25 protein-coding genes are annotated in these 26,088 nt (G+C 61.0%); 18 read left to right on the top strand and 7 right to left on the bottom strand.

The annotated features are described in order from the left end of the window. Positions 1-270: 270 nt before the first annotated feature. The 3 genes from DLD99_RS25380 to DLD99_RS25370 all read right to left on the bottom strand — a co-directional run bounded on the left by DLD99_RS25380 (position 271) and on the right by DLD99_RS25370 (position 3,233). The gene (locus tag DLD99_RS25380; RefSeq protein WP_085712294.1) at positions 271-912 is read right to left on the bottom strand and encodes an oxidoreductase; all 642 of its coding nucleotides are present in this window, start codon (positions 910-912) and stop codon (positions 271-273) included. Positions 913-939: 27 nt separating this feature from the next. Continuing rightward, positions 940-2,667, bottom strand: a complete 1,728-nt coding sequence (locus DLD99_RS25375) for a C13 family peptidase (RefSeq protein ID WP_114885755.1) — start codon at positions 2,665-2,667, stop codon at positions 940-942. Between the two features lie 110 nt (positions 2,668-2,777). Beyond that, positions 2,778-3,233 (bottom strand): MaoC family dehydratase, encoded by a 456-nt coding sequence (locus DLD99_RS25370; RefSeq protein WP_007909575.1) that lies wholly within the window; start codon positions 3,231-3,233, stop codon positions 2,778-2,780. 193 nt (positions 3,234-3,426) lie between these two features. Between DLD99_RS25370 and DLD99_RS25365 the strand changes: the two genes are divergently transcribed. The 3 genes from DLD99_RS25365 to DLD99_RS25355 are packed head-to-tail and all read left to right on the top strand — an operon-like array spanning position 3,427 to position 5,106. Continuing rightward, entirely contained in the window at positions 3,427-3,789 is a 363-nt protein-coding gene (locus DLD99_RS25365; protein WP_039771873.1) for a CidA/LrgA family protein, read from the top strand. Next, positions 3,789-4,505: an LrgB family protein gene (locus DLD99_RS25360; RefSeq protein ID WP_085712292.1), complete on the top strand. Its 717-nt coding sequence runs from the start codon at positions 3,789-3,791 to the stop codon at positions 4,503-4,505. The genes DLD99_RS25365 and DLD99_RS25360 overlap by 1 nt, the downstream gene beginning before the upstream one ends. Positions 4,506-4,515: 10 nt before the next feature. Beyond that, positions 4,516-5,106, top strand: coding sequence for an LON peptidase substrate-binding domain-containing protein (locus DLD99_RS25355; protein WP_114885753.1), 591 nt, complete (start codon positions 4,516-4,518; stop codon positions 5,104-5,106). Between the two features lie 6 nt (positions 5,107-5,112). On the opposite strand, the gene DLD99_RS25350 is transcribed toward DLD99_RS25355, so the two are convergent. Together DLD99_RS25350 and DLD99_RS25345 are read right to left on the bottom strand one after the other, a co-directional pair. Next, positions 5,113-6,768, bottom strand: coding sequence for a hypothetical protein (locus DLD99_RS25350; protein WP_114885751.1), 1,656 nt, complete (start codon positions 6,766-6,768; stop codon positions 5,113-5,115). Positions 6,769-6,772: 4 nt separating this feature from the next. After that, entirely contained in the window at positions 6,773-10,222 is a 3,450-nt protein-coding gene (locus DLD99_RS25345; protein WP_244220755.1) for a phage tail tape measure protein, read from the bottom strand. 184 nt (positions 10,223-10,406) lie between these two features. On the opposite strand from DLD99_RS25345, the gene DLD99_RS25340 reads away from it, so the two are divergent. Together DLD99_RS25340 and DLD99_RS25335 are read left to right on the top strand one after the other, a co-directional pair. Then, complete coding sequence (locus tag DLD99_RS25340) at positions 10,407-10,607, top strand: hypothetical protein (protein WP_114885750.1); 201 nt, start codon at positions 10,407-10,409, stop codon at positions 10,605-10,607. A gap of 48 nt (positions 10,608-10,655) precedes the next feature. Continuing rightward, entirely contained in the window at positions 10,656-11,234 is a 579-nt protein-coding gene (locus DLD99_RS25335; RefSeq protein ID WP_162803515.1) for a hypothetical protein, read from the top strand. On the opposite strand, the gene DLD99_RS25330 is transcribed toward DLD99_RS25335, so the two are convergent. Both DLD99_RS25330 and DLD99_RS25325 read right to left on the bottom strand, forming a co-directional pair. Beyond that, positions 11,231-12,547, bottom strand: coding sequence for a bifunctional DedA family/phosphatase PAP2 family protein (locus tag DLD99_RS25330; RefSeq protein WP_114885746.1), 1,317 nt, complete (start codon positions 12,545-12,547; stop codon positions 11,231-11,233). The two genes, DLD99_RS25335 and DLD99_RS25330, sit on opposite strands and share 4 nt — an antisense overlap. Positions 12,548-12,601: 54 nt before the next feature. Further along, positions 12,602-13,297 carry a DNA-3-methyladenine glycosylase gene (locus DLD99_RS25325; RefSeq protein WP_114885744.1) on the bottom strand — a complete coding sequence of 232 codons (696 nt, stop codon included), beginning with the start codon at positions 13,295-13,297 and terminating at the stop codon, positions 12,602-12,604. 177 nt (positions 13,298-13,474) lie between these two features. On the opposite strand from DLD99_RS25325, the gene DLD99_RS25320 reads away from it, so the two are divergent. The 13 genes from DLD99_RS25320 to DLD99_RS25260 all read left to right on the top strand — a co-directional run bounded on the left by DLD99_RS25320 (position 13,475) and on the right by DLD99_RS25260 (position 26,059). Next, the gene (locus tag DLD99_RS25320; RefSeq protein WP_114885742.1) at positions 13,475-14,746 is read left to right on the top strand and encodes a glutamate-5-semialdehyde dehydrogenase; all 1,272 of its coding nucleotides are present in this window, start codon (positions 13,475-13,477) and stop codon (positions 14,744-14,746) included. Further along, positions 14,715-15,437 (top strand): nicotinate-nucleotide adenylyltransferase, encoded by a 723-nt coding sequence (gene nadD, locus DLD99_RS25315; RefSeq protein WP_085712285.1) that lies wholly within the window; start codon positions 14,715-14,717, stop codon positions 15,435-15,437. The genes DLD99_RS25320 and nadD overlap by 32 nt, the downstream gene beginning before the upstream one ends. Before the next feature lie 70 nt (positions 15,438-15,507). After that, positions 15,508-16,002, top strand: a complete 495-nt coding sequence (rsfS, locus tag DLD99_RS25310) for a ribosome silencing factor (protein WP_085712284.1) — start codon at positions 15,508-15,510, stop codon at positions 16,000-16,002. A gap of 10 nt (positions 16,003-16,012) precedes the next feature. Continuing rightward, positions 16,013-16,480: a 23S rRNA (pseudouridine(1915)-N(3))-methyltransferase RlmH gene (gene rlmH, locus DLD99_RS25305; RefSeq protein WP_011063671.1), complete on the top strand. Its 468-nt coding sequence runs from the start codon at positions 16,013-16,015 to the stop codon at positions 16,478-16,480. Between the two features lie 10 nt (positions 16,481-16,490). Beyond that, entirely contained in the window at positions 16,491-18,386 is a 1,896-nt protein-coding gene (mrdA, locus tag DLD99_RS25300; protein ID WP_114885740.1) for a penicillin-binding protein 2, read from the top strand. 31 nt (positions 18,387-18,417) lie between these two features. Next, positions 18,418-19,521 carry a rod shape-determining protein RodA gene (gene rodA, locus DLD99_RS25295; RefSeq protein ID WP_085712360.1) on the top strand — a complete coding sequence of 368 codons (1,104 nt, stop codon included), beginning with the start codon at positions 18,418-18,420 and terminating at the stop codon, positions 19,519-19,521. A 17-nt stretch (positions 19,522-19,538) separates the two neighbouring features. Next, the gene (mltB, locus tag DLD99_RS25290; RefSeq protein WP_085712282.1) at positions 19,539-20,549 is read left to right on the top strand and encodes a lytic murein transglycosylase B; all 1,011 of its coding nucleotides are present in this window, start codon (positions 19,539-19,541) and stop codon (positions 20,547-20,549) included. Continuing rightward, entirely contained in the window at positions 20,549-21,559 is a 1,011-nt protein-coding gene (locus DLD99_RS25285; protein WP_085732950.1) for a septal ring lytic transglycosylase RlpA family protein, read from the top strand. The genes mltB and DLD99_RS25285 overlap by 1 nt, the downstream gene beginning before the upstream one ends. 189 nt (positions 21,560-21,748) lie before the next feature. Further along, positions 21,749-22,906 (top strand): D-alanyl-D-alanine carboxypeptidase family protein, encoded by a 1,158-nt coding sequence (locus tag DLD99_RS25280; protein ID WP_065259591.1) that lies wholly within the window; start codon positions 21,749-21,751, stop codon positions 22,904-22,906. Between the two features lie 84 nt (positions 22,907-22,990). Next, entirely contained in the window at positions 22,991-23,266 is a 276-nt protein-coding gene (locus DLD99_RS25275) for a DUF493 domain-containing protein (protein ID WP_007958664.1), read from the top strand. After that, complete coding sequence (lipB, locus tag DLD99_RS25270; RefSeq protein WP_085712280.1) at positions 23,266-23,913, top strand: lipoyl(octanoyl) transferase LipB; 648 nt, start codon at positions 23,266-23,268, stop codon at positions 23,911-23,913. The genes DLD99_RS25275 and lipB overlap by 1 nt, the downstream gene beginning before the upstream one ends. A gap of 25 nt (positions 23,914-23,938) precedes the next feature. Further along, positions 23,939-24,937: a lipoyl synthase gene (gene lipA, locus DLD99_RS25265; protein WP_162803535.1), complete on the top strand. Its 999-nt coding sequence runs from the start codon at positions 23,939-23,941 to the stop codon at positions 24,935-24,937. 174 nt (positions 24,938-25,111) lie between these two features. Next, positions 25,112-26,059, top strand: coding sequence for a S66 peptidase family protein (locus DLD99_RS25260; protein WP_114885738.1), 948 nt, complete (start codon positions 25,112-25,114; stop codon positions 26,057-26,059). Positions 26,060-26,088 lie beyond the last annotated feature (29 nt).

Here is a 26,088-nt window from a genome sequence, read left to right as displayed (position 1 = left end):
TTTCGGAGTGGGTTTTTTGGGGGCCATCAAGGCGTCCTTTCATTGATTGCCTGCCGTCGGAAGTTGCCATCCGTTGACGAAATGGCAGATGCAGGCGTGCTGGAGGGCACGTTATCCATGAAGGGGGAGGGAGGTGTAGTAGATAGTTAGGGTGCGGTTGTTGAATCGATATGGCTCGTTTCAGGTATCGGGCAGTTCAACACAAGGCTCTCGGACTTCATCGGAAAATGGCGTTCCGGGGGGCCGTGTTGAACTGCTTGATGGGGGAACTCACTTGCCGAGTTTTCTCAGCTCGTCCGACTCGACGATCCGCACCCCGTCCTGCTCCTCCAGTGCCAGGCGCCACATGGCCCGGGCCAGCTGGCAGGCTTCGATGCCGCGGTACTTGCCGGGAATCAGTTTCGAGAACGGTGCGGCCAGCTGTTCGCCCAGGCGTGGCTCGCTGCGGTCACCCAGCAGCAGCGAAGGCCGGCAAATGGTGAGCTGCGGCCAGTCCTGCGCGCGCAATGCGTGTTCCATCTCGCCTTTGACCCGGTTGTAGAAAATCGAGGAGCGGCGGTCGGCCCCCAGGGCACTGATCACGATCAGGTGCCGTGCACCCATTTCCCGGGCGCGTTTGGCGAACGCAACCACCATGTCCAGATCCACGGCGCGAAACGCCTCTTCGGAGCCGGCCTGTTTGATGGTGGTGCCGAGGCAGCAGTAAGCGATATCGACCCGGCCGGCCAGTTGCGGCAGGAAGGTCTGTGGGTCGCCGACCGGGTTTTCCAGATGTGGATGTTCGGCCAGTGGCCGGCGTGAAGGGGCCAGGACACGGGTGATCGTCGGCTCGTTGAGCAAACGGTCGAGCAGGTGCTCACCGGTCAGCCCGGTGGCGCCGGCAAGCAAGACATGCTGAGGCGTCAAGTACATAGTGTCTCTCCCTTGATACTGTTCAGCTTAGTTGCTCTTTATCGCTCCGTCGTTCAACGCAGCACTTTGCAACGCTTTTCTCGCTTGTTGTTTGCGCAGCAGTTGCCAGTGCGCAAGCACGGTTTTCGGTGCCCAGATCTGCGGTTCCGAGGCTTCGAAATTGTCCGCCAGCTCGCGCTCGGCAACGGTGGCTTTGGCCAGTTTGAAGGCTTGCTCGAGATCGTCGGTCTGGTTCAGTGCCTGGGCAAACAGGGCATCGCCGAAATAAGTGAAGTTGGCCTCTTCGGAGCAGCCGAACGACACGCGGTCGGCGCGCGAGGCGGTCATGATCAGCGTGCGCTCGTCTTTAAGTGCGGGAATGAAACCACCGGAATAGCACGAGGAGATGACAATGATCTTGTCGCGGTTCTTCAGCGGTGCGAGCACGGCGGCCAGTTCGTCGGCGGGCAGGTCGGCCAGTTCCATGCGTGGCTGGTCGAGCACCAGTTCGTGTTCGGCGGTGCCGTGGCTGGTCAGATAGATGAATACCAGGTCTTCCGGGCCAGTGCGTTCGGCCAGGGTCAGTGCTGCGCGACGCAGGTTTTCGCGGGTGGCCATCGGCCGGTCGCCGAGGTGGTCGCGATGGTTGACCAGACGGATCTGGCCTACGGCGCCGAAACGGCTGGCGAGCATGTTGGCCACGTAGTCGGATTCGCGCAGGAACACGCTTTGCTTGCCGTCGCCGCCGAGGGTCAGGGTGTACAGCTCCACCGCCGGAGTCGAGGCCGGCACATTGGCCAGCGCTTCGTCGAGCAGACGGCCCTGAGCCAGCAGGCCGAGTTCGAGGGTGTCTGGCAGCAATTTACCGTCGGCATCGCGCACGCGCTGGCCGTTGATCCAGGTGCCGCTGAGCACGCTGCCGTCGGTCAGCACCAGGGTGCCCCGGCCCGAGTAGCTGTCGCTGTCGAAGCCGCCGATGTAGAAACTGCCATCAGACAGATTCAGACGACCCTGGCCACTGAAACGCCAGTCGTTGAAGTAGCCGATGTAATGGCTGCCGTCGGCGCCGATCAGTTCGCCTTTGCCGGTCAGTGCGCCTTCCTTGAACTGGCCGAGCCAGACATCGCCGTCGGCATTTTCGTAGCGGCCCTTGCCGTGCAGTTGATTGTTCTTGAAGCCGCCGACATAGATGTCGCCGTCGGCGCTGTTAAAGGTGCCGTTGCCTTCGAGCTGGCCATTGATGAAATGGCCGCTGAACTGATTGCCGCTGGCGTCACCGCGCTGACCTTCACCGTTGGGTTTGCCGTGGGCGAACTGGCCCTGATAGGAACTGCCGTCGTCCAGTTCCAGACGGCCGAGACCGGAATACTGATCGTCCTTGAATTCGCCGCGATAGGTCATCGCGTTTTCCTTGAGGGTGCCTTCGCCCTCGCGCCGGCCGAGCTTGAAGCCGCCGGTGTAGCTGCCGCCGTGGGTGGTCAGCGTGCCCTGGCCGTCGAACAGGCCTTGCTGGAAGTTGCCGCGATAGACCTCACCGTTGCTGCCGTGCCATTCGCCCTGACCGTGCCACTGGCCCTTGTCGAACGTGCCCGCATACCAGCTGCCGTTCGGGTAGTCGACCCGGCCCTGGCCTTGCAGCAGGCCGTTGACCAGTTCGCCGCGATAGCGTCCGCCATCGGGCAGGCGTGCGTCCGGGGGCAACAGCGATTCGCCGTCGCCGCAAGCGGTGAGCATCAGGGTCAGGGCAAGCGGTGCAAGAGCAGCAAGTTGGCGCATAGCGGGATCCGGGCAATTAGGCGACCGAGTATGCCGTAGCTATGTGACCTTATACAGCCGGCAGAGAGGAGTGGATGCGAAACCGCGTGAGCCGTTTCGCATCCCGGCACTCAGACGAAGCAGAGTGACAGCGGTTCGGCGATGTAGGCCGGTTTGTCCGAGCCTTCGATCTCCAGGGTGGCGGTGGCCTTGAGCAACCACTGGCCGGGTTTCTTCTCGGTCACTTCACCGAGGTCGACCTTGAGCCGGACCTTGGAGTTGACCTTGACCGGCTGGATGAAACGCACGCTGTCCAGACCGTAGTTGACCACCATCTTCACGCCTTGCGGCAGGATCAGGATGTCTTCCATCAGTTTGGGGATCAGCGACAACGACAGGAAACCGTGTGCAATGGTGCTGCCAAATGGCGTTTGCGCGGCTTTGACCGGGTCGACATGGATGAACTGATAATCCCCGGTGGCTTCGGCGAACAGGTTGATGCGCTCCTGATCGATGGTGAGCCATTCGGAACGTCCGAGTTCCTTGCCGACATAATCTTTGAGCTCTGCAACTGGAACATAGGGCATTGAGACTCTCCTTGGGTTCATCGGTTTTATAGTTTTTCAGGTGGGGGATTTGACCGCCCTGCGAACCACTGTAGATCATCATGGCGATTTGCTCAGGTCAACCGACCATGCTTTTGGCGAATGCCGATCCATAGCGCAGGCGTGCTTATAATGCCGGGCCCGTGCTTGGCGGGATGTCGGACGGAGATGACGGATGTTGCTACGCGGCCTGACCATGCTGGTGCTGTTTCAATTGCTCGGCACGGCCCTCAATCACTTGCTGTTGCCGGTGCTGCCGGGGCCGATCATCGGCCTTTTGCTGTTGCTGGCGTTCCTGATCGTGCGCGGTGAAGTGGGCGAGCCGCTGAACCTTGCCGCCGGCAGTCTGTTGCGCTATTTGCCGTTGTTGCTGGTGCCGCCGGCGGTGGGTGTGATGGTTTACGCCACGGCGATTGCCGCGGATTTCTGGGCCATCGTCGGTGCGCTGGTGGTCTCGCTGATCCTGTCCATGGCCTTCGCCGGGGTGCTGATGCAGCGGCTGGTCAAGCGTCACGCGCCGCATTCGGAGGAATCCTGATGCTGTTCGACTGGCACGGCGCCTGGGCGTCGGTGATTCACCATCCGCTGTTCGGCATCGGCATCACTCTCGGCGCTTATCAACTGGTGCTGGCGGCCTTCGAGAAAACCCGCTGGATCTTCCTGCAACCGGTGCTGGTTTCCATGCTGCTGGTGATCGGCGTGCTGGTCGGCTGCGGCCTGACTTACGTCGAGTACCGCAAGAGCACCGAGATCCTCAGCATTCTGCTGGGCCCGGCGACCGTGGCACTGGCGGTGCCGCTGTATCTGAATCTGCGGCGCATCCGCCAATTGTTCTGGCCGATTTTTACTACGCTGGTGATAGGCGGGGTGGTTGCCACGGGCATGGGCGTGGCACTGGGCTGGTGGTTCGGTGCCGATCACATGATCCTGATGACCATGGCACCGAAGTCGGTGACCTCGCCCATCGCGATGCTGGTGGCCGAGCAGATCGGCGGCGTCGCGGCGCTGGCGGCCGTGTTCGTGTTGATTACCGGCGTGATCGGCGCGATCTTCGGCCCGGCACTGCTGACCCGCCTCGGAGTGCACAGCCCTGAGGCGCGCGGCATGGCGCTGGGCATGACCGCGCATGCGGTCGGTACGTCGGTGGCGTTGCAGGAAAGTGACGAGTGCGGCGCCTTCGCGGCACTGGCGATGAGTCTGATGGGCGTGGCCACGGCGGTGTTCCTGCCGTTGGCGGTGTCGATGGTGGTGTAAGGAAATGTCTATGAGTCTGCCGCTTTTTCCGCTGAACACGGTGCTGTTTCCCGGCTGCAATCTGGATTTGCAGATCTTCGAGGCACGCTACCTGGACATGATCGGCCGCTGCATGAAACAGGGCGGCGGTTTTGGCGTGGTGTGCATTCTTGAAGGCCATGAAGTCGGCGCCGCCCCCGAAGGTTTCGCCATGGTCGGTTGCGAAGCGCGGATCACTGATTTCCAGCAGCAGGACAACGGATTGCTGGGCATCCGGGTGCAGGGTGGGCGCCGGTTCATCGTGCAGCGTACCGAAGTGCAGCGCGATCAGTTGATCGTCGCCGACGTTGATTGGCTGGACGAAGAACCCGAGCAGCCGTTGCAGGATGAAGACGCCGATCTTGTGGCCTTGCTCAAGGCCCTGGCCGAACACCCGATGGTCGAGGCGCTGAACATGGGCATCGAGGCGGCAGGGCAGCAGTCACTGGCCAATCAGTTGGCGTACCTGTTGCCCTTCGCCGAGGAAGACAAGATCGACCTGCTGCAACTCGACGATCCGCAGCAGCGACTGGATGCGATCCAGGCGCTGCTCGACGAGTTGCAGGGCGAGCTGTTCGCCTAGAGCGGCTTATTCGGGCCAGACGATGTCGTTGGCGAACCAATCCTGGCTCGGGTCCAGTGTCAGGATCGGCTTGCCTGCCAGGGCCGCCTTGTCGATCAGGGCGTCATACTCATGCCGGTTGAACGCACCACTGTGGGTGCGCTCTTCGATGGCGTCGCTGAACCGAGCCAGTTCGCCAATATCATCGACCTTCGCCGCCCGCGTGAACGTTGAGTCAAGCAGCCACAGGCGCTGCGACTCGATGCCCCGCTTCGAGGTCGATATCAGTGCTTCGAGTTCATCGTCGGGAAACCACGCACCTTTGCGGGTGGCTGCGTCATTGAGGAGCTGGTTCTCCTCCCTGAGGACCACTTCCAGCTTTCGCGTGTCGATGACGTAGGCAAATACAAACTGCTGATTGTGGCGGATCGTTTCGTAGTTGCGCTCGGCGTCCAGTTCCACGTCGGATACATCGGACCAGTCGTTGTCCGATTCGCCCGACTCGACATCCGGCTCGCCGGGTTTTCTGCCGGGGTATTTGTTTCTCTGGTTGTTGTAGCGCAGGTACTCCGGGTCGGGGGACTCGGTGCCGCGGCCGGCGTATTCCCTGACCAATTTGAGGCTGACCGTGGCGCTGACAGGTTTCTCCGTTGTCGCGCCACGGGGATGCTTCAGGCGCGGCAGCATCCGGCTGTCGTTATAGAGTTCGAAAGGCGTACGCTCGTCAGCCCTGAACAGGCCGGGGATGTCCGTGCGGTACAGACAGCCACTGCTGTTGCGTAAATAGCCCAGCTTCGAAAGGAACGCCTCGAGGAATTCTGCGCTGACACTTCTTTCGAAATCGCCCAGGCTGTGCTCCAGCCGCTTGCCGTTTCTCAATGGCAGAAGCAGCGGTTCGATTTCCTGATGGAGTGCATCGAAACGGGCCGGATCGTTCACATCCCGCGACCGGCTCCTGTGGCTGTCCGCCCACGGTGGAATCATCAACGGATTGACGATCAGGTCGTCGCGCAATCGTATGTGCTGACGAGGTGAAAGGTTGAAGGCGCGCAGCAGCACGACGCGTTCACCGTGGGTCAGCTGCGGATGCAGCCGCTTGAAGTGCACGTCCAGCAGTTCGGCCGTGGCGGCTTTCCACTGAGCCGCCAGCGGTTCGGCAGAGGACAGCTTGTCCGGCACTGCCGTTTTGCTGTCCGTGTCTGTCGGATGCGGTCGTTTCAGCGATCTGGACAGGCTCCACGTTGCCTCTGCGCCGATTCTGTAGAGCGCCGGACCGGGCGCAAGCTTTCCATACAGATCCATCGCCCGGTAGGTGCCCAGGTTTTCATCGAACTCCACATACACCGTGCCGACATCTTTCACATCGACGAACTTGCGTCCGACGATGTAGCGCAGGCCTTCGTCGTTGGCCGGTTGCATATTGCGCAACAGCCCGGGGCTCAGCAGGTAGGTATGCAGGCTCCTCGATATTTCCGGAGTAGCATCCGGCAAGTCCGATATCCGGAATCGCGGCAGTTCAGGTGTGCCTGCCGGTGACGGCATATGTGTTCGGTATTGATCGCGCGGTGCTGGCGGATCGGGCAGCGTTTGAACCGACGGACGCAAACGGGGCGGTTGAACGGCAGGGATGGCGGGCGTGTTTGCCCTGGGGGGTGTGGCTGGCGCAGGTGGTTTGGGGCGCATGTTGTCATTCCTTGACGATGATCAGGTGTTCGGCGGGTATCGAGCGGGGCGGAACACTTTCCGAGCTCCATGCTCGAGTGTCGGTGTTGTAGGAGATGCTGCCGGTAGCTCCGTCGCGCAGACGAATGTTGCGAACCGGCATGTTGCGGGTCTCGAGTTCATCGCGTTGTTCATGCGCGTGGATATCCTGGACGATCGCCTGAATCGACGGATAGGCACGGGCGTCGACGGCGCAGAGGCCGATCACTTCGAACAGGGCGTTGATCCGGTAACGGTTTCCCGAGGAGACCACCACCTCCACGGTTTCCAGTGGCAGCGTCGGGTCGTTGCTGTCCGGCAGATGAATCTGAATGCTGCCGATCGTGAGCAGATTGTCCCTGATGGCGAGGTCCGGCACGGTGATCTGTTCCAGCAGGTGTTGTGTGTGAATGTGCCACGTGGATGAACCCGAGATGCTTGCGTCGGCTTGGGCGGTGGACAGCCGGATGGAGGTATGACTGGCGGGAATCAGTTCGTAGGTCGAGGATCGCCCTTCCAGCCAGTAGGTCGCCTGGTGTTCGACGGACTGGAAATTGACCCGCTGCGGTGTTGTCTTCAGGGTTCTCTTTTCGATGGATGGCCGGACAAAAATGTACCGGCCAGCGCGCTCGCGCAGCGAGCCACGGCTCTGGATAACGGTGTAGCCGCTGCTGTTGGCATCCTGAAGATAGTCGCTGCGAGGGAAACCGAGGTCGTAGGACACGCCGTCTCGCATGACCAGAGTCATCGGATGATTCATCAGCCAGCCGGAGGCCATGAGGCCGGCTCCCATATCGCTTTTCCTGCCTGGATGCTCTCTCACCACGCCGTGCAGCGAGAGCAGTCCGCCTGCCTGAGCGAATGTGATGGTGAAGTGAACATTCGAGTAGCCAAGAAACGTGAACGCACCGGAGCGGTTTTTTGTAATCGTACAGATAGCCCGGACTTCGTCGATTTCCGTACTGTCATGATCGACATAAAGCGTGCTCCGGGCGCGCTGCTCGTTCTGATCTGCCACCAGGGTCGTGTGGCGGACATGGCGTGAAACGAAGTAGTACGAGTGGGCCTTGTCCGACAGTCTGTAAGGGCGATCGTTGACCGGCACCGGCGGGCTTTTCGCGACGCCGGCAGTCAGCACTCCGACACTCAGGCGCTGATCGTCGAGGTCGGTGAATTCGGTTGGCCATACCGGTTGCAAGTGGTAACCGTCCTGGGTAATGAACGTCCATTTGTCATTACGCAGTGAGCGTTTGCCGTCGACCTCGAGGTATACCGCTTCAAGAACCAGTTCCCGTCCTGGTGAGCGCTGATCGTCGTCACGCAACGATTCAATGACCAGCGCTTCGTCACGGACAGTCCAGCTCTGGATGGCCTCCAGCGAAACGCCCAGATAGACCTTGCTAGGCTCCTGGCCGTCCTCGGTGATGGAAACCCTGAGGCTCATGGGATCGAGATGGTAGGTATCGCTGCCGCGGCCGCCTTCGACGATCACATGCGGGCCACGCACGGAAACCTGGTCGTCCCCGGCACCGGCGTCGACGCGGTCATTGCCATTGGCGGCAATGATGTCGGCCTGGTCGGAACCGGTCACGCGATTGATCGCGCCGGCCAGTGTCTCGACCTTTTCGATGGACTTGAGTGTCGAGTACAACACCGGTGCGCGCGCCGGATCGGCCGGGCGCAATGCGAGCGTGCCGTTTTTCAGGTCGATGTCATAGCCCAGGTGACGTGCAGGGGCGGGGAGGTGATCCAGGTGCCTGTGCATGCCTTGCAGCCATAACAGATCGATACCGTCTCCTCCCGACAACTCACTGGTCTTGAGCGGGGCACGGGAAAGTGCTTCGGATGCCGACTGGAACAGAAAGGAGTCATTCCGGTCGCCACCGCTCAGGGCTTTCTGGCCAGAGCCGTAGCTGAAGTAGTTGGGCTTTTCCTTTACCCCCTGCACCGTGTCATGGCCACCGCCCAGGTTCCAGAAGACGCCTTTGGCAGGGTCGCTTTTGGTGATGGAGAGAACGGCGTCCGAGTCGGGCAGCCCCTCGCGCGCATCGCAGGTGTCATCCGCATCATTGATGACGGGCAGATTTTCGGTGGTGTAGGGCGTTTCTCCCTTTGCTTCATCCCATTGGTAGCGGTAGATGCGGGTCGGCTGCAGCTTGACCTCGAATCTGCCGTTGACGATCACATCGACGCTCTCCCTGAATTCATTGTCGAGCCAGCCGAGGCTGCGGGTCTTCAAGGCCCGGGCGTAGTCGACGGTGGTCTTGGCAATCAGGTAGCGGTCCATCAGCGCCTTGTCCTGATCCTGACCGGTGAACGCAAACCAGCCGGCACGCCAGCGTTCGTTCACGGTCAGCTCGATGTAATCGTCAATGTCGTCGACCAACCGTGCGGCGCCATAGATCCGGGCCCCGACAATCATGATCGCGGCCGCCGCAATGCCCACCGGCCCGGCCGCCTGGAAGCCCATCAAGGCCGCGCACCCCAGCGCCAGAGACAGTGCGCCACTGAACACGCTCAGGCCGCCGGTGACATACAGATCCTGCGCCTCCTTGCCCTGGGCACTGGCGGCATCGTTGAAGGATTTGATGGCGGTATAGATATCGAAGGGTAACGTGAGCACGCTGGCGATCAGGCCGGCACCCTGGCAAAGCCATTTGCCCATGGTGGTTTTACCGAATTGCTCAAAGGCCATGGAGCCCTGGCGGATCATCTGTTCGCCGGTCTTGTTCAGCGCGTACTCGAGGCCCAATGAGGTGATCTCGGCCAAAGCGCCGCCCGCATTGATCAGCACTTCTCCCGTCTGACCTTTCTTGAGGGCATCGATTGCTCCGATGTAGGCGCTGTACAGCCCATAGGCTTGCATCCCGACCCCGATGCTGGTCAGTCCGCGGCTCTTGGCTCTGTCCACCCAGCCAGGCAAATGCTTCGGCAGCGGGTCCCTGTGGATATCCAGGCGCTGGGTGGCAACCAGCAGCGCGCTGATTTTCTGCAGGGAGTGTGAGGTGTCGCTGGCGTGTGTTTCACGTATCAGCGGTCCGGCATCGGGAGAGCGCAGGGTGACGATTTCGTAGAGCAGTTCCGGGACCCGCCGGCCTTCCTGCCCATCGACAGATCTGATCCGTTGTTCGGCCTGAACCGGATCGAACTCCAGCCCGTCGGTAAAGGCCTGGTCGGGTTCGGAAAAGTAGGTGTTTGCCGACGTGATTGGCTCACCGTTGATTCGAGCTCCAAGCGCCTGAAGTTCATGCCGGCTCACGGTCAGTTCGCCGAAACGAATGGGCCCGAACAGGTTGTCCAGATCACGTGGATCGGGGAGGGCTGCGGGGAGGGCGCCTACGCCAGTGTTTGATGAAGTGGTTTGAACGTTAATGTCCGAAATGACTATTGGTGTTGTAAGAATAGTTTCGGTGTTGATGTTGAATGGTTTGGCCAAAATCAATGCTCTGCAGAGAAATGTCGAACGACTCTGGCATGAAGAGTGGCGGGGTTCAGTTGTAATTGTTTTGCTGATTGTATTGTTGTTTTTTGTATTGTCTTCCAGGTGGTTTGTCTGTCGTTGTTCGTTTAGCGTGATTAAAGCTCGCAAGGGGCGAGTCTGATCATCAGGGCTGAACAATATGACGATATACGAAGATGAGTGGGCGTTCTGGGATGATATCGCCGGGAAATATATTTTGAAGAACGCGGGCGCCGATCTGAATACCGACATCATTATCAAGGCGGCCGGGTATTACGCGGACTCGATGGTGCTTGAACGTCGCAAGCGCAGACGGGTGAAGAGTGCAGCCGATCCTGCGAAGCCGGCGCAGAGTGCATAAGGTTGTTTTCGGTCTTCAATGTGTTTTTTAGAACAAGAGGATTGTTATATGTCTGAAGAAACAAGTTTTACGTTTACAGGGTGTCTGTTCGCTGACGGATTGCCGCTGGTGGCAAACTATCAGGTCATGGAACAACGTCTGAAACATCCGCGAATCACGACAGGGCAAAGATTGAAATCGGAAATTTCTCTGAATGACGAAATCAGCTCGCGAATCATAACACTTGCCGATCATGACGATGCCGAGCCTTTGTTGTTTGAGTTTGTACCGGAAGGCCAGGGGCGATATGGATTGAATGTCAAGACGGCGGGTCGTTACTTCAATTGGCGATTGCGCATCGATCAGACTACCCGGCATCTTCTGCTGGAAAAGAGTGCCGGCAGTTACTTTGAATTCGAAACCTATGCCGGAAGGCTGAAGTCCTTGGGGGATTTGCCATCCAACCCGGCGTCAGTGGCGCTGGTCAGCGTCGAGAAAAAAATCGGCCTGTTCCAGCATCAGACGAAGGAAGGGCTCAAGTATTTCCTCGACAGGAATCCGAACGACACCGGGCACAATGCCTACAACCCTTCACCGGTGTCGTTCATCTTGAAAGTCACTCCGTCGGCACTGGATTCTGCCGCCTAGTACGCATATCGCAACAATGTGTGCGGCAAATGCCGTAATACAAAGAATCCAAACAAGGCAATCAGCGCCGGCAGCACCAGCCACCAGACTTTCTGCGGCATCGCTTCAAGGGGGGAGTGGCGCTGAATCAGCCACAGGCTCGCTGCGCAGACGCAGGCGGCGAGCATCGCACCGGCCAGGACATCCGTCGGCCAGTGTGCCCCCAGATACACCCGTGACAGCGCAATCGCCAGCGCCGGGATGCAGCCGATCAACAGCCAGGTCAGGCGCAGTCTTGGCGGTTGCCCGCGTCCGGCCAGCACGGCGAGGGTCAGGAACAGGGCGAACGATCCGGACGCATGACCGCTTGGCATGCTGTAACTGGTGATCGGATCGGTCAGCACCTCCGGGCGCACCCGGGCGAAAAACAGTTTGGTCCCGGTGTTGGCCAGCGCAGTAACGAGCAGGGTACTGCCGGCGAAAATTGCCTGACGCCACTGGCGGCACAGCAGCAACAGGCCGGTCAGCAAAATGCTGAACACCAGCATGTTGCGAAATTCGCCGATCAGGGTGAAGACCACCGCAACCTCGTCGAGCACCGCGCTGCGGTGTTCCTGCACGAGGGTCATGACGCCCTGATCGAGCGCGGTCAGGTAGGGGTAACCGATGAACAGCGCGATCAGGATCAACAGGCTCATGCTGCTGATCCAGATTGTCGCCCGGCGATGACGGCGCAGGCTGCTGTTGGCACTCAGGCCGACCATCACCGCAATGCTGGCGGCGACAATCCCGGCCTGCAGCCAGAAACCTTCCGGCAATGGCAGACGAATCGCCGCCCCGGTGGCCCAGCCCGGCAGCAGGTAGGCGATGCTCCAGCCTGCTGCGGCCAGCAGACTGACGGCTACGAAGCGTGGGAAGGGCATGTCGCACATCCCGGCGACCATTGGCAGCATCGGTCTTAGCGGACCGATGAAACGCCCGACCAGCAGGCTGGCGATACCGTAACGCTGGAAATAGGTCTCCGCGCCGGCCATCCACTCCGGGTGATGGCGCAGTCCCGGCAGGCGGCGGATGTTCTGATGGAAGTGGCGGCCGAGGAAATACGACACCAGGTCGCCGAGAATCCCGCCGAGAAAGCCCAGCAACAGCGTCTCGCTCAGCGACAGCGCACCGCTGCCGGCAAGTGCCGCCACGGCGAACAGCAACACCGTGCCGGGAACGATGATCCCGGCAATAGCCAGGCACTCGACAAAGGCCACGATGAACACCGCAGCAGCCAGCCACTGCGGATTGGCGGCCAGCCACCCGGTCACGCTATCGAGCCATGGGCCCATACAACACACTCCATTTTATTGATGTCCCTGGCCGGCGTAGCGCAGAGGGGAAGTTCACAGCAGAAAATAATCGCGTCCTTCGACCTGGCCCCGGCGCAGCGGGTTCCGGGTGCACCACTGGGCATAGGCCGCATCGACAAATCGATACATCAAGTGCTCGTCGCGCCCATGGGGGATGCCCAGGCGGGTGGTCTGGATGATGTGGCCCGGCGCGGGGCCGGTGTCTTCCACCAGCAGGATTTCGTGGTCGAAACGCTTGGCGTCCCAGACCGGGACCTTCAAACCCAATGCCTTGCACAGCAGGGTTTGCCCGGCGCAAAGCTTTTGCGACGGCCTCGGGCGACCCTGAGCATCGGGATTGTTCAGCAGCATCTGCGCCAGACTGGCCGGGCCGCTGATCTCGTCGACCCACGGATAGGCCGATTTGATCAGTACCGCATTGCCGGGACCCTGCGCGCTGAAGTTCAGCGAATCGCCGCCACGGGCGTAGTACATATAGATGTGGCCGCCATCCAGAAACAAAGCCTTACGCTTTTCCGTGTAGCCGAGGGAGGCGTGACTGCCTTTTTCTTCGCAGTAATACGCTTCGGTTTCGATGATCCGGGCGCTGAGCCACAGGTCGCCGACCCGGTGACGGATGACTTTGCCCAGCAGATCCCGGGCAAGCGTCTGAGCGTCACGGTCGAAAAAAGCGTCCGGAAGGCCTAGCGGCAGGCGCTCGGCACGGGCGCGAACGGTCAGGTTGGACATGGCAAACGGTGTTTATCCAGGCGAAAGAGGTCGTGATGATAACAATCCGAGCCTTAATTACGGCTGAACATCGGCAAATCGCCGTCCATTTCGACCATCCGCCCGTCACCGCTGTTAGTCCCGGGACGCGACAGCTATAATCTGCCGCTTTCCTCTTTGCCAAGACCCCAGCAGACCATGACTGAGTCCGTTCTTGACTACATGACCCGATTGGGTCGCGCCGCCCGCGAAGCTTCCCGGGTCATCGGCCGTGCCAGCACCGCGCAGAAAAACCGCGCCCTGCTGGCTGCCGCCAATGCGCTGGACGCCGCCCGCGCCGAGCTTGCGGCAGCCAATGAACAGGATCTGGCCGCCGGCCGCGCCAACGGTCTGGAGCCTGCACTGCTGGAGCGCCTGGAACTGACTCCGGCCCGCATCGACGGGATGATCGTCGGTCTGCGCCAGGTGGCGGCCCTGCCGGATCCGGTCGGTGCGATCCGCGACATGAGCTTCCGTCCGTCGGGCATTCAGGTCGGCAAGATGCGCGTGCCGCTGGGCGTGATCGGGATCATCTACGAATCCCGTCCGAACGTGACCATCGACGCCGCGAGCCTGTGCCTGAAGTCCGGTAACGCGACCATCCTCCGTGGCGGTTCCGAGGCGATTCACTCCAACCGAGCGATTGCCGCCTGCATCCAGCGTGGCTTGGCCGAAGCCGAATTGCCGGCCGCCGTGGTGCAAGTGGTGGAAACCACCGACCGCGCCGCCGTTGGTGCGCTCATCACCATGCCCGAGTACGTCGATGTGATCGTGCCACGCGGCGGTCGTGGCCTGATCGAGCGCATCAGCCGCGACGCCCGGGTGCCGGTGATCAAGCATCTGGATGGCATCTGTCACGTCTATGTCAGCGAACACGCCGACCTGCCGAAGGCCCAGCGCATTGCCTTCAATGCCAAGACCTATCGTTATGGCATCTGCGGTGCGATGGAGACCCTGTTGGTCGATCAAAGTGTTGCGAAGGATTTCCTGCCGTCGATGGCCAGACAGTTCCGCGAAAAAGGCGTCGAGCTGCGTGGTTGCGAGCGCACCCGGGCGATCATCGAGGCGGTAGCGGCGACTGAGGAAGACTGGAGCACCGAGTATCTGGCGCCGATCCTGTCGATCCGCGTGGTCGACGGCCTGGACCAGGCCATCGAGCACATCAACCATTTCGGCTCTCATCACACCGATTCGATCGTCAGCGAAAACCTCGCCGATACGCGGCAGTTCGTGGCTGAAGTCGACTCGGCATCGGTGATGATCAACACCCCGACCTGCTTCGCCGATGGATTCGAATACGGATTGGGTGCCGAGATCGGCATTTCTACTGATAAGCTGCACGCCCGTGGCCCGGTGGGCCTCGAAGGACTGACCTGCGAGAAATACGTCGTGGTCGGTGATGGCCAGTTGCGCGGCCAGGCGACGGTCTGACTTGTCCGACCTCGACCCGAAAGCGCCGAAATCCGGCAGGAAGTCTCGCCCCAGACGCATTGGCGTTCTGGGCGGAACCTTCGATCCGGTGCATGTCGGCCATTTGCGCGGCGCGCTGGAAGTCGCCGATGCGCTGGCGCTCGATGAGCTGCGCATGATGCCCAGCGCCCGGCCGCCCCATCGCGATACCCCGCAGGTGTCGGCGCAGGATCGGCTGGCAATGGTTGAATGTGCGGTGGCCGGTGTGCCGCCGCTGGTGGTGGACGCCCGCGAATTGCAGCGGGACAAACCGTCCTGGACCATCGATACCCTGGAGTCGCTGCGCGCTGAACTGGCCGCCGAGACCCAGGTTTTTCTGCTTTTGGGCTGGGACGCATTTTGCGGCCTGCCCACTTGGCACCGCTGGGAGGAGTTGCTCCAGCATTGCCACATCCTGGTGCTACAGCGCCCGGACGCCGACAGCGAACCGCCGGATGCCTTGCGCAACCTGCTGGCAGCGCGTTCGGTGAGCGACCCGCTGGCCCTGAAAGGGCCGAGCGGACAGATTGCATTCGTCTGGCAGACACCGCTCGCGGTCTCCGCCACCCAGATCCGTCAACTGCTGGCCAGCGGTAAGTCGGTACGTTTCCTGGTGCCCGACGCGGTCCTGGCCTACATCGATGCGCACGGTCTGTACCGTGCGTCGAACTGAACAAGGCGTGCTCGAGTAACACGATCATCGTGGGACGAGACGCCGAATACATGAGCAAAACGAGTTTTATATGACTGACAAAGACCAAACCAAAGTAAAGCGCAAAGGCACGTTCAAGAGCGCTCCGCTGCCGGAAGTCGCCAACACCAACGAGCCGCTGAAAGGCGACGAACTGGTCAAGGTGGCCGTGGCCGCCCTGGAAGACGTCAAGGCCCAGGACATCCAGATCATCGATGTGCGCGACAAGCAGAGCATCACTGACTACATGATCATCGCCACCGGTACTTCCAACCGTCAGATCAACGCGATGCTGGACAAGGTTCGCGAAGAAGTGAAAAAGCAGGGCGCCAAGCCGCTGGGCGAAGAAGGCAAGGGCGACAGCGACTGGGTGCTGCTGGACCTGGACCTGGTGATCGTGCACATGATGACCGCCTCGGCCCGTCAGTTCTACGACCTGGAGCGCCTGTGGGCCGGTGCCGAGCAAAGCCGTGCGGCAGACGCCAAGCACCACAGCCCGGAAAACACCCACGAGCACTTCACCAAGCTCAACAAAGACCAGCTGTAAGGGAAGCGCTGTGCGACTGCGACTGATCGCCGTCGGTTCACGCATGCCCAAATGGGTGGAAGAAGGCTGGCATGAATATGCCAAGCGTCTTCCGTCCGAGCTGGCGCTGGAACTGGTGGAAATTCCGCTCAATACCCGTGGCAAGAATGCCGACGTGGCCCGCTTCATCCGTCAGGAAGGCGAAGCCATGCTGGCCAAGGTCGGGCACAACGAGCGGATCGTCACCCTCGAAGTGCACGGCAAGCCCTGGAGCACCGAGCAGCTGGCGGTCGAACTCGACCGTTGGCGGCTGGACTCGCGCACGGTCAATTTCATGGTCGGTGGCCCGGAAGGGCTGGCGCCGGAAGTCTGTGCCCGCGCCGACCAGCGCTGGTCGTTGTCGCCATTGACGCTGCCGCACCCGTTGGTGCGCATCCTCATCGGCGAGCAGTTGTATCGTGCCTGGACCGTGTTGTCCGGCCACCCTTACCACAAGTAATCCTGCCCTCATGTCCCAGCCGATCCGCATCAAGGACCACGAAAAAGACGCCCGCCTGGTGCGTAGCCGCGTCGTGTTCGGGGCCATTGCGGTGGTGCTGCTGATCTGTGTGCTGATTGCCCGGCTGTATTTCCTGCAGGTGATCCAGTACGAGTACCACTCGACCCTCTCGGAAAACAACCGCGTCCATGTCCAGCCGATTCCACCGACCCGTGGCCTGATTTACGACCGCAACGGCGTGGTGGTGGCGGATAACCGTCCGAGCTTCAGCCTGAGCATGACCCGCGAGCGCTCCGGCGACTGGCAGCAGGTGCTCGACGTGATCGTCGAAGTGCTGGAGCTGACGCCGGAAGATCGGATGATCTTCGAGAAACGCATGCGTCAGGGGCGCCGGCCGTTCGAGCCGGTGCCGATCCTGTTCGAGCTGACCGAAGAGCAGATCGCCCGGATCGCGGTGAACCAGTTCCGTCTGCCGGGCGTGGAAGTGGTCGCGCAGCTGGTGCGTCATTACCCGCAGGGCGCGCATTTTGCGCACTCGGTGGGGTACATGGGGCGGATCAACGAGAAAGAGCTGAAGACCCTCGATCCGGTCAACTACAGCGGCACCCACCACATCGGCAAGACCGGCATCGAGCGCTTCTACGAAGCCGAGCTGCACGGCCAGGTGGGTTACGAGGAAGTCGAGACCAACGCCCGGGGCCGCGTGCTGCGGGTGCTCAAGCGTACCGACCCGGTGCCGGGCAAGGACATTGTCCTGAGTCTCGACATCAAGTTGCAGGAAGCCGCCGAGGCCGCGCTGGGCGGGCGGCGCGGTGCGGTGGTGGCGCTGAACCCGAGTACTGGTGAGGTGCTGGCAATGGTCAGTCAGCCGAGCTTTGACCCGAACCTGTTTGTCACCGGCATCAGCTTCAAGGCGTATGCCGAATTGCGCGATTCCATTGACCGGCCGCTGTTCAATCGCGTGCTGCGCGGTCTGTACCCGCCGGGTTCGACGATCAAGCCGGCGGTGGCGATTGCCGGTCTGGACGCAGGCGTGGTGACGGCGTCGAGCCGGGTGTTCGACCCCGGTTACTACATGCTGCCCAACTACGATCACAAATACCGCAACTGGAACCGCACCGGGGACGGCTTCGTCGACCTCGACACGGCGATCATGCGGTCCAACGACACCTACTTCTATGACCTGGCGCACAAGCTCGGCATCGACCGGTTGTCGGCCTACATGAACAAGTTCGGCATCGGCCAGAAGGTCTCGCTGGACATGTTCGAAGAATCTCCGGGCCTGATGCCTTCCCGCGAGTGGAAACGAGCCACCCGCAAGCAGGCATGGTTCCCGGGCGAGACCCTGATTCTCGGGATCGGCCAGGGCTACATGCAGTCGACCCCGCTGCAGCTGGCCCAGGCCACCGCGCTGGTGGCCAACAAAGGGGTGTGGAATCGTCCGCACCTGGCCAAGACCATCGAGGGCGAGAAGCCCAAGGATGAAAACCCGATGCCGGACATCGTCCTGCGCGATCCGTCGGACTGGACCAAGGTCAACCACGGTATGCAACAGGTGATGCACGGCGCCCGGGGTACCGCGCGCAAGGCGGCGATCGGCGCGCAATACCGGATCGCCGGCAAGTCGGGTACGGCCCAGGTGGTCGCGATCAAGCAAGGCGAGAAATACGACCGCTCCAAAGTGCAGGAACGCCACCGCGACCACGCCCTGTTCGTCGGTTTTGCACCGGCCGACAACCCGAAAATCGTGGTGTCGGTGATGGTCGAGAACGGTGAGTCCGGTTCCGGCGTCGCCGCGCCCGTGGTGCGTCAGGTGATGGACGCCTGGCTGCTGGATCAGGACGGACGCTTGAAGGCCGAATACGCCAGCCCAATCAGTGCGGAGGCTACGGCCCGTGAAGAATAATTTCGATCGCATGCTCTCCAGCGAGGATGTGATGCGTCGCCGCGCGACGCTGCTGCAACGCCTGCATATCGACGGACCCTTGCTGGTCCTGCTGCTGATCCTCGCCGCCGGCAGCCTGTTCGTGCTGTATTCGGCCAGCGGCAAGAGCTGGGACCTTCTGGCCAAGCAGGCCACGTCGTTCGGCATCGGCCTGGTGTCGATGATCGTCATCGCTCAGTTCGAACCACGGTTCATGGCCCGTTGGGTACCGCTCGGTTATGTGGTCGGGGTGGTGCTGCTGATGGTGGTGGACATCATGGGCCACAACGCCATGGGCGCGACCCGCTGGATCAACATTCCCGGGGTGATCCGCTTCCAGCCATCGGAGTTCATGAAGATCCTGATGCCGGCGACCATCGCCTGGTATCTGTCCAAGCGCACGTTGCCGCCGCAGCTCAAGCACGTCGGGATCAGCCTGATGTTGATCGGCGTGCCGTTCATTCTGATCGTGCGTCAGCCGGATCTGGGCACGTCGCTGCTGATTCTGGCCGGTGGCGCGTTCGTGCTGTTCATGGGCGGATTGCGCTGGCGCTGGATCCTCAGCGTGCTGGCCGCCGCCGTACCCGTGGCAATCGCCATGTGGTTCTTCATCATGCACGACTATCAGAAGCAGCGGATCCTGACCTTCCTCGACCCGGAAAGCGATCCGCTGGGCACCGGTTGGAACATCATTCAGTCGAAGGCCGCCATCGGTTCCGGCGGCGTGTTCGGCAAGGGTTGGCTGCTGGGTACCCAGTCGCACCTGGACTTCCTGCCGGAAAGCCACACCGACTTCATTATTGCGGTGCTGGGCGAAGAGTTCGGGCTGGTGGGCATTTGCGCGTTGTTGCTGATCTATCTGCTGCTGATCGGTCGCGGCCTGGTGATTACCGCCCAGGCGCAGACACTGTTCGGTAAATTGCTCGCTGGCGCCTTGACCATGACGTTTTTTGTTTATGTTTTCGTCAACATCGGTATGGTCAGTGGCCTGTTGCCGGTGGTGGGGGTGCCGTTGCCGTTCATTAGCTACGGCGGAACTTCGCTGGTGACGCTGCTGTCAGCGTTTGGGGTTTTGATGTCGATCCATACGCATCGCAAGTGGATCGCACAGGTTTGAATAAGGTGAAGAGTTCAATGCAAGTAATGCGTGACTGGGCGACACGATACGCACCGTGGCTCGGCCTGGTAGGCATCCTTGGCAGCGCGCAGGAAGCGCTGGCCGGCGATTACGAAGGCTCGCCCCAGGTGGCCGAATTCGTCGGTGAAATGACCCGCGACTACGGTTTCGCCGGCGAGCAACTGATGGCGGTGTTCCGCGAGGCCCAGCGCAAGCAGGCGATTCTCGACGCGATTTCCAAACCCGCCGAACGGGTCAAACAGTGGAAAGAATACCGGCCGATGTTCATCACCGACGCGCGCATCGCTCGGGGTGTGGACTTCTGGCGCCAGCACGAGGCGGTACTGGCCCGCGCCGAGCAGGAATACGGCGTTCCGGCTCAGGTGATCGTGTCGATCATCGGCGTCGAGACCTTTTTCGGACGTAATACCGGTAATTACCGGGTGATCGATGCTTTGTCCACGCTGGGTTTCGACTATCCTCCCCGTGCCGAATTTTTCCGCAAGGAACTGCGTGAGTTCCTGCTGCTGGCGCGCGAAGAACAGGTCGACCCGCTGACCCTCAAGGGGTCCTACGCCGGGGCGATGGGCCTGCCGCAGTTCATGCCGAGCAGTTTTCGCGCCTATGCGGTGGATTTCGACGGTGATGGCCACATCAATATCTGGAACAACCCGGATGATGCGATCGGCAGCGTCGCCAGCTACTTCAAGCGTCACGGCTGGGTGGCCGGCGAACCGGTGGTCAGTCGTGCCGATGTGCGCGGCGAGCAGGTGGATGAAGGCCTGACCACTGGCATCGAACCGACGAAAACCGTCGGGGAGTTGCGAGCGCTGGGCTGGTCAAGTCATGATGCGCTGCGCGATGATATGCCGGTTACTGCATTTCGCCTGGAAGGCGACAATGGCCCGGAATACTGGATGGGCCTGAAGAATTTTTACGCGATCACGCGTTATAACCGCAGCGTGATGTACGCCATGGCTGTACATCAACTGTCTGAAGAGCTGGTAAAAGCACGGGGCGTCAAGTAATGCAGGCATTGCCTATCAACAAACCCCTGAAGCTGGTGGCATTCGCTGCGTTGGCGGTGCTGGTCGCCAGTTGCTCGACCAGCCGGGCGCCGACTCAGAAATACGCTTCCAATACCGTTCGTGCCCAGCCGGGTCTGGACATCAACCGGGCCCACAAGGACGGCGCGCCATGGTGGGACGTCGATGTGTCGCGCATTCCGGACGCTACGCCGACCCTGCACACCGGCCCGTACAAGGCCAACCCTTATACCGTGCTGGGCAAGACCTACTTCCCGTTGCAGGAATCCAAGACCTACGTGGCCTCGGGCACCGCGTCCTGGTACGGCACCAAGTTCCACGGTCAGAACACCGCCAACGGCGAAGTCTATGACCTGTACGGCATGAGTGCCGCCCACAAGACCTTACCGCTGCCAAGTTACGTTCGGGTGACCAACCTGGACAACAACAAGAGCGTGATCCTGCGAGTCAACGACCGTGGGCCGTTCTATTCGGACCGGATCATCGACTTGTCCTACGCCGCGGCCAAAAAGCTCGGTTATGCCGAAATCGGCACCGCGCGGGTCAAGGTCGAGGGTATCGACCCGCAACAGTGGTGGGCTGCGAAGGGCCGTCCGGCGCCTTTGATGCTCAACGAGCCGCAAGTCGCGCAGAATACTGCGCCGGTGATCACGGCTTCGGCCGGTACCATCGAGCAGTGGACTCCGCCGCCGCAACAGCATGCCTCCGACACTGTACCTGTACAGATCGGCGCAAAAAAAAACGCTTCTGCACCAGCGTCTGGCCAGTATCTGCAGGTGGGCGCGTTCGCCAACCCGGACGCTGCAGAACTCCTGAGGTCGAAGCTCAGCGGGATGGTGAGCGCTCCGGTGTTCATCAGCTCGATCGTGCGCAATCAGCAGACCCTGCACCGGGTACGCCTGGGACCGATTGGTTCGCCGGGTGAAATTGCCCAGGTGCAGAACAGCGTGCGCCTGGCCAACCTTGGTTCGCCAAGTGTGGTCACCGAGTAAGTAATACGTAGCACTTGATTGACGGTTCGCCAGCGATTGGGGGGTGAATCAGGTTGTTGGCTCGTCGAAGAACAAAAGCCCGGCAAAGGGTGACTGGAGTGAGCAACTGAACACGCGATGACTCGTTAGAAAGTCATCTGATTAATTTTGCCCGCAAGGGCAGTTTCCATTAGCGATTTCGAGAGACGGATGAACATCACCACCTTTGCCAAACGCCTGTGTCTGCTAGTCCCGCTGCTCCTCTCGCCAGCCGCCTTCGCGGCCGAGATGATGCCGTCGCCACCTCAACTGGCCGCAAAAGCCTACGTGCTCATGGACGCCAGCAGCGGCAACGTGCTGGTGGAGAACAACGGTGACCAGCGTCTGCCACCGGCCAGCCTGACCAAACTGATGACCGCGTACATCGCTACGCTGGAAATCCGTCGTGGCCAGATCGGTGAAAACGATCCGGTGACCGTCAGCGAAAACGCCTGGCGCACCGGCGGTTCGCGGATGTTCATCAAGGTCGGCTCGCAGGTGACTGTCAGCGACCTGCTGCACGGCATCATCATTCAGTCCGGCAACGACGCCAGCGTCGCGGTGGCCGAGCACATCGCCGGCAGCGAAGACGCCTTCGCCGACCTGATGAACAAGACTGTCGCCGATCTGGGCATGACCAATACCCACTTCATGAACCCGACCGGTCTGCCGAACCCTGAGCACTACTCGTCGGCTCACGACATGGCGATCCTGGCGCGCGCGATCATCCACGAAGACCCGGCTCACTACGCGATCTACTCGCAGAAAGAGTTCTTCTGGAACGGCATCAAGCAGCCTAACCGCAACCTGCTGCTGTGGCGCGACAAGACCGTTGACGGTCTGAAAACCGGTCACACCGACGAAGCCGGCTACTGCATGGTGTCTTCGGCTGTACGTGACGGCATGCGCCTGATCGCCGTGGTGTTCGGCACCAACAGCGAAGTGGCTCGTGCTGCCGAAACCCAGAAACTGCTGACCTACGGTTTCCGTTTCTTCGAAACCCAGACCTTCTATCAGAAGGGCACCGAACTGGCTCAGGCCCCGGTGTGGAAAGGCACCACCAGCCAGGTCAAGGCCGGTCTGGCTGAAGATCTGACCATGACCCTGCCGAAAGGCCAGCTGAAGAAGCTCGCTGCCAGCATGACCATGAACCCGCAACTGACCGCGCCAATCGCCAAGGGCGACGTGATCGGTAAAGTCGAAGTGAAACTGGACGACAAGGTGGTGCACAGCGCCGACCTGATCGCCCTGGACGCTGTCGAGGAGGGTGGTATCTTCCGCCGCATGTGGGATAGCATCCGTCTATTCTTCTACGGCTTGTTCAACTGATTCGAGTTGACCTGCATGGCCCCGTTCCCTTCCGGAGCGGGGCCTTGTTCGTTACCGGGCTTACGCTTACGAGGCCGTTACGCCATGACCGATACCGAAGTAAAGGCGCCAAAGATCGAATTTCCGCAGGTTGATTATCCGGTTAAGGTGATCAGCGATACGGGCGTCGGCAACAAAGACAAGATCATCGACATCGTCAAGAAACACGCAAAGATCAACGATGAGCGTGTCGACGAACGTCAAAGCAGCAACGGCAAGTACACCACCATCCAGTTGCACATCGTCGCGACCGACCAGGATCAGCTGTACAACATCAACAGCGAACTGCGGGCGACCGGCTTCGTACACATGGTGTTGTGATGCCGGGCACGCTGGGCTTTCGCGAACTTGGCCAGATGGCTTACGAGCCGGTCTGGCATGCCATGCAACGCTTTACCAACGAACGCGGCAGTGATGCCGCCGACGAAATCTGGCTCGTCGAACACCCGCCGGTGTTCACTCAGGGTCAGGCCGGCAAGGCCGAACATCTGTTGCTGCCGGGTGACATTCCGGTGGTTCAGGTCGACCGCGGCGGGCAGGTGACTTACCATGGCCCCGGCCAACTGGTGGCGTACCTGTTGCTGGACGTACGCAAACTGGGTTTTGGCGTACGCGACCTGGTCACACGCATGGAGCGGTGCCTGATCGAACTGCTGGCCAGCTACGGCGTCACCGCGGTGGCCAAGCCAGATGCTCCCGGCGTCTATGTCGACGGAGCGAAAATCGCTTCTCTGGGTTTGCGGATTCGCCACGGTTGTTCCTTTCATGGCCTGGCCCTGAACGTGGATATGAACCTGGAGCCGTTTCGACGGATTAATCCCTGCGGCTATGCCGGGCTGGCGATGACCCAGCTGAGCGATCACGCAGGATCGATTGAATTTGCCGAGGTAAGTGCCCGGCTGCGCGCGCAGCTCGTCAAACACCTCGACTATGCTGAGCAGACGACCCTGACGGGCGGAATCGACTGATATGACTACTGATGCAGTGCAAACCATGATCCCGACGCTCGACGTGACCGAGCGCCCGGCCCCGCGTCCCAAGGTTGAAGCCGGCGTCAAGCTGCGCGGCGCCGAGAAGGTTGCACGCATCCCGGTAAAGATCATTCCGACCACCGAACTGCCGAAGAAACCCGACTGGATCCGCGTGCGCATCCCGGTTTCGCCGGAAGTCGAGCGCATCAAGAGCCTGCTGCGCAAGCACAAGCTGCACAGCGTCTGCGAAGAAGCGTCCTGCCCTAATCTGGGCGAGTGCTTCTCCGGCGGCACGGCGACCTTCATGATCATGGGCGACATCTGCACCCGTCGCTGCCCGTTCTGCGACGTGGGCCACGGTCGTCCGAAACCACTGGACGTCAACGAGCCGGAAAGCCTGGCCATCGCCATCGCCGACCTGAAACTCAAGTACGTGGTGATCACCTCGGTTGACCGCGACGACCTGCGTGACGGCGGTGCCCAGCACTTTGCCGACTGCATCCGTGAAATCCGCAAGCTGTCGCCGAATGTGCAGCTCGAGACTCTGGTCCCGGACTACCGTGGCCGTATGGACATCGCCCTGGAAATCACCGCGGCCGAGCCACCGGATGTGTTCAACCACAACCTGGAAACCGTACCGCGCCTGTACAAGGCTGCGCGTCCGGGTTCGGACTACCAGTGGTCGCTGACCCTGCTGCAGCGTTTCAAGCAGATGATGCCGCACATTCCGACCAAGTCCGGCCTGATGCTGGGTCTGGGCGAGACCGACGACGAAGTCATCGAAGTCATGAAGCGCATGCGCGAACACGACATCGACATGCTGACCCTGGGCCAGTACCTGCAACCGTCGCGCAGCCACTTGCCGGTGCAGCGGTTCGTGCACCCGGACACCTTCGCCTGGTTCGCCGAGGAAGGTTACAAGATGGGCTTCAAGAACGTCGCGTCCGGCCCGTTGGTGCGCTCTTCGTACCACGCCGACGAGCAGGCGAAACTGGTCAAGGCCGAACTGCTCGGTTCCTGATTCAGCGCTGAATGAGAAAATGCCCGCCGGGGTTTACCGCCCGGCGGGCATTTTTTTGCCCGGACTACACTCGTTGTTCACTTTTCCTGCAATCTGCGGCGCAGCCGAACCTCTTCTGTTTGTCGCCGTTCCTGACTACTGTGTGTGCATGACTTCACACAGGGAGATCCATGGATGACCGTTCGACCGACCCACACCCTTTTCCCGCACAAGCCTGTGCCGGCGCTGCCGTCGGAAGGGCTGATAGGCGTCATTGCGCCCGCCGGCCCAGGCTCGCTGGATACCGAAAAGGCTGTTCAATGGATGCGCGCCCGGGGTTACGGTTTGCGGGTGTTCCCGGGGGTTTACGAGAAGGATGGCTATCTGGCCGGCAGCGATGAGGTGCGGCTCAATGATCTGCACGCCGCGTTCGCTGACGAGGAGGTCGATGCGATCATCTGTCTGCGGGGTGGATACGGCACGCCGAGGTTGCTGGACCGGATCGACTACGATCTGCTGAGCCGCCATGCCAAACCCTTCGTCGGCTACAGCGACATCACTGCGCTGCATCTGGCTATCAGTCGCTATGCAGGGTTCGTGACCTTTCACGGGCCACTGTTGAACGCCGACCTGCTGGGGGACAAGGAGCCGCCGACGGTGACGTCGTTCTTCGCCATGCTGCGCGGGCAGCTGAAGGCCGGCAGTGTATTGAGCCATCCGGTGGCTTATCCACTGACCACGGTTGAGCCCGGCATTGCCCACGGGCGCCTGCTGGGTGGCAATCTGGCGATGATCGCATCGACCCTGGGCACGCCTTACGAAATCGACGTCGAAGGGGTGATCCTGCTCATCGAGGACGTCAACGAGCCGCTGTATCGGATCGACCGCCTGCTGACCCAGATGCGTCTTGCCGGCAAGCTGGCCCGATTGCGTGGCGTGTTGGTCGGGGATATCGCGGGGGTGGATGTCGATGCGCTGAATCGCCTGCTCAAGCAGACCTTCGAGCCGCTGCGGATTCCGGTGTTGTCAGGCTGGCGCAGCGGGCACTGCGATCCGAACCTGACGTTGCCGTTGGGGGCGCTGGTTCGACTGGATGCAGGGAAGAAGGAATTGATGCTGGAGCAGGATGTCGTGATTCGCTGACTGAACCGCAAAAAAAACGCCGCCTCTTC

The organism is Pseudomonas kribbensis, assembly GCF_003352185.1.
In the GTDB taxonomy this organism is placed as follows: domain Bacteria; phylum Pseudomonadota; class Gammaproteobacteria; order Pseudomonadales; family Pseudomonadaceae; genus Aquipseudomonas; species Aquipseudomonas kribbensis.
This window is presented reverse-complemented; position numbering and strand designations above follow the sequence as displayed.

Coding starts and splice junctions, on each gene's coding strand:
- DLD99_RS25380 (WP_085712294.1), bottom strand. CDS start 912: ATGTACTTGACGCCTCAGCATGTCTTGCTTGCCGGCGCCACCGGGCTG.
- DLD99_RS25375 (WP_114885755.1), bottom strand. CDS start 2,667: ATGCGCCAACTTGCTGCTCTTGCACCGCTTGCCCTGACCCTGATGCTC.
- DLD99_RS25370 (WP_007909575.1), bottom strand. CDS start 3,233: ATGCCCTATGTTCCAGTTGCAGAGCTCAAAGATTATGTCGGCAAGGAA.
- DLD99_RS25365 (WP_039771873.1), top strand. CDS start 3,427: ATGTTGCTACGCGGCCTGACCATGCTGGTGCTGTTTCAATTGCTCGGC.
- DLD99_RS25360 (WP_085712292.1), top strand. CDS start 3,789: ATGCTGTTCGACTGGCACGGCGCCTGGGCGTCGGTGATTCACCATCCG.
- DLD99_RS25355 (WP_114885753.1), top strand. CDS start 4,516: ATGAGTCTGCCGCTTTTTCCGCTGAACACGGTGCTGTTTCCCGGCTGC.
- DLD99_RS25350 (WP_114885751.1), bottom strand. CDS start 6,768: ATGCGCCCCAAACCACCTGCGCCAGCCACACCCCCCAGGGCAAACACG.
- DLD99_RS25340 (WP_114885750.1), top strand. CDS start 10,407: ATGACGATATACGAAGATGAGTGGGCGTTCTGGGATGATATCGCCGGG.
- DLD99_RS25335 (WP_162803515.1), top strand. CDS start 10,656: ATGTCTGAAGAAACAAGTTTTACGTTTACAGGGTGTCTGTTCGCTGAC.
- DLD99_RS25330 (WP_114885746.1), bottom strand. CDS start 12,547: ATGGGCCCATGGCTCGATAGCGTGACCGGGTGGCTGGCCGCCAATCCG.
- DLD99_RS25325 (WP_114885744.1), bottom strand. CDS start 13,297: ATGTCCAACCTGACCGTTCGCGCCCGTGCCGAGCGCCTGCCGCTAGGC.
- DLD99_RS25320 (WP_114885742.1), top strand. CDS start 13,475: ATGACTGAGTCCGTTCTTGACTACATGACCCGATTGGGTCGCGCCGCC.
- nadD (WP_085712285.1), top strand. CDS start 14,715: ATGGCCAGTTGCGCGGCCAGGCGACGGTCTGACTTGTCCGACCTCGAC.
- rsfS (WP_085712284.1), top strand. CDS start 15,508: ATGACTGACAAAGACCAAACCAAAGTAAAGCGCAAAGGCACGTTCAAG.
- mrdA (WP_114885740.1), top strand. CDS start 16,491: ATGTCCCAGCCGATCCGCATCAAGGACCACGAAAAAGACGCCCGCCTG.
- rodA (WP_085712360.1), top strand. CDS start 18,418: ATGCGTCGCCGCGCGACGCTGCTGCAACGCCTGCATATCGACGGACCC.
- mltB (WP_085712282.1), top strand. CDS start 19,539: ATGCAAGTAATGCGTGACTGGGCGACACGATACGCACCGTGGCTCGGC.
- DLD99_RS25285 (WP_085732950.1), top strand. CDS start 20,549: ATGCAGGCATTGCCTATCAACAAACCCCTGAAGCTGGTGGCATTCGCT.
- DLD99_RS25280 (WP_065259591.1), top strand. CDS start 21,749: ATGAACATCACCACCTTTGCCAAACGCCTGTGTCTGCTAGTCCCGCTG.
- DLD99_RS25275 (WP_007958664.1), top strand. CDS start 22,991: ATGACCGATACCGAAGTAAAGGCGCCAAAGATCGAATTTCCGCAGGTT.
- lipB (WP_085712280.1), top strand. CDS start 23,266: ATGCCGGGCACGCTGGGCTTTCGCGAACTTGGCCAGATGGCTTACGAG.
- lipA (WP_162803535.1), top strand. CDS start 23,939: ATGATCCCGACGCTCGACGTGACCGAGCGCCCGGCCCCGCGTCCCAAG.
- DLD99_RS25260 (WP_114885738.1), top strand. CDS start 25,112: ATGACCGTTCGACCGACCCACACCCTTTTCCCGCACAAGCCTGTGCCG.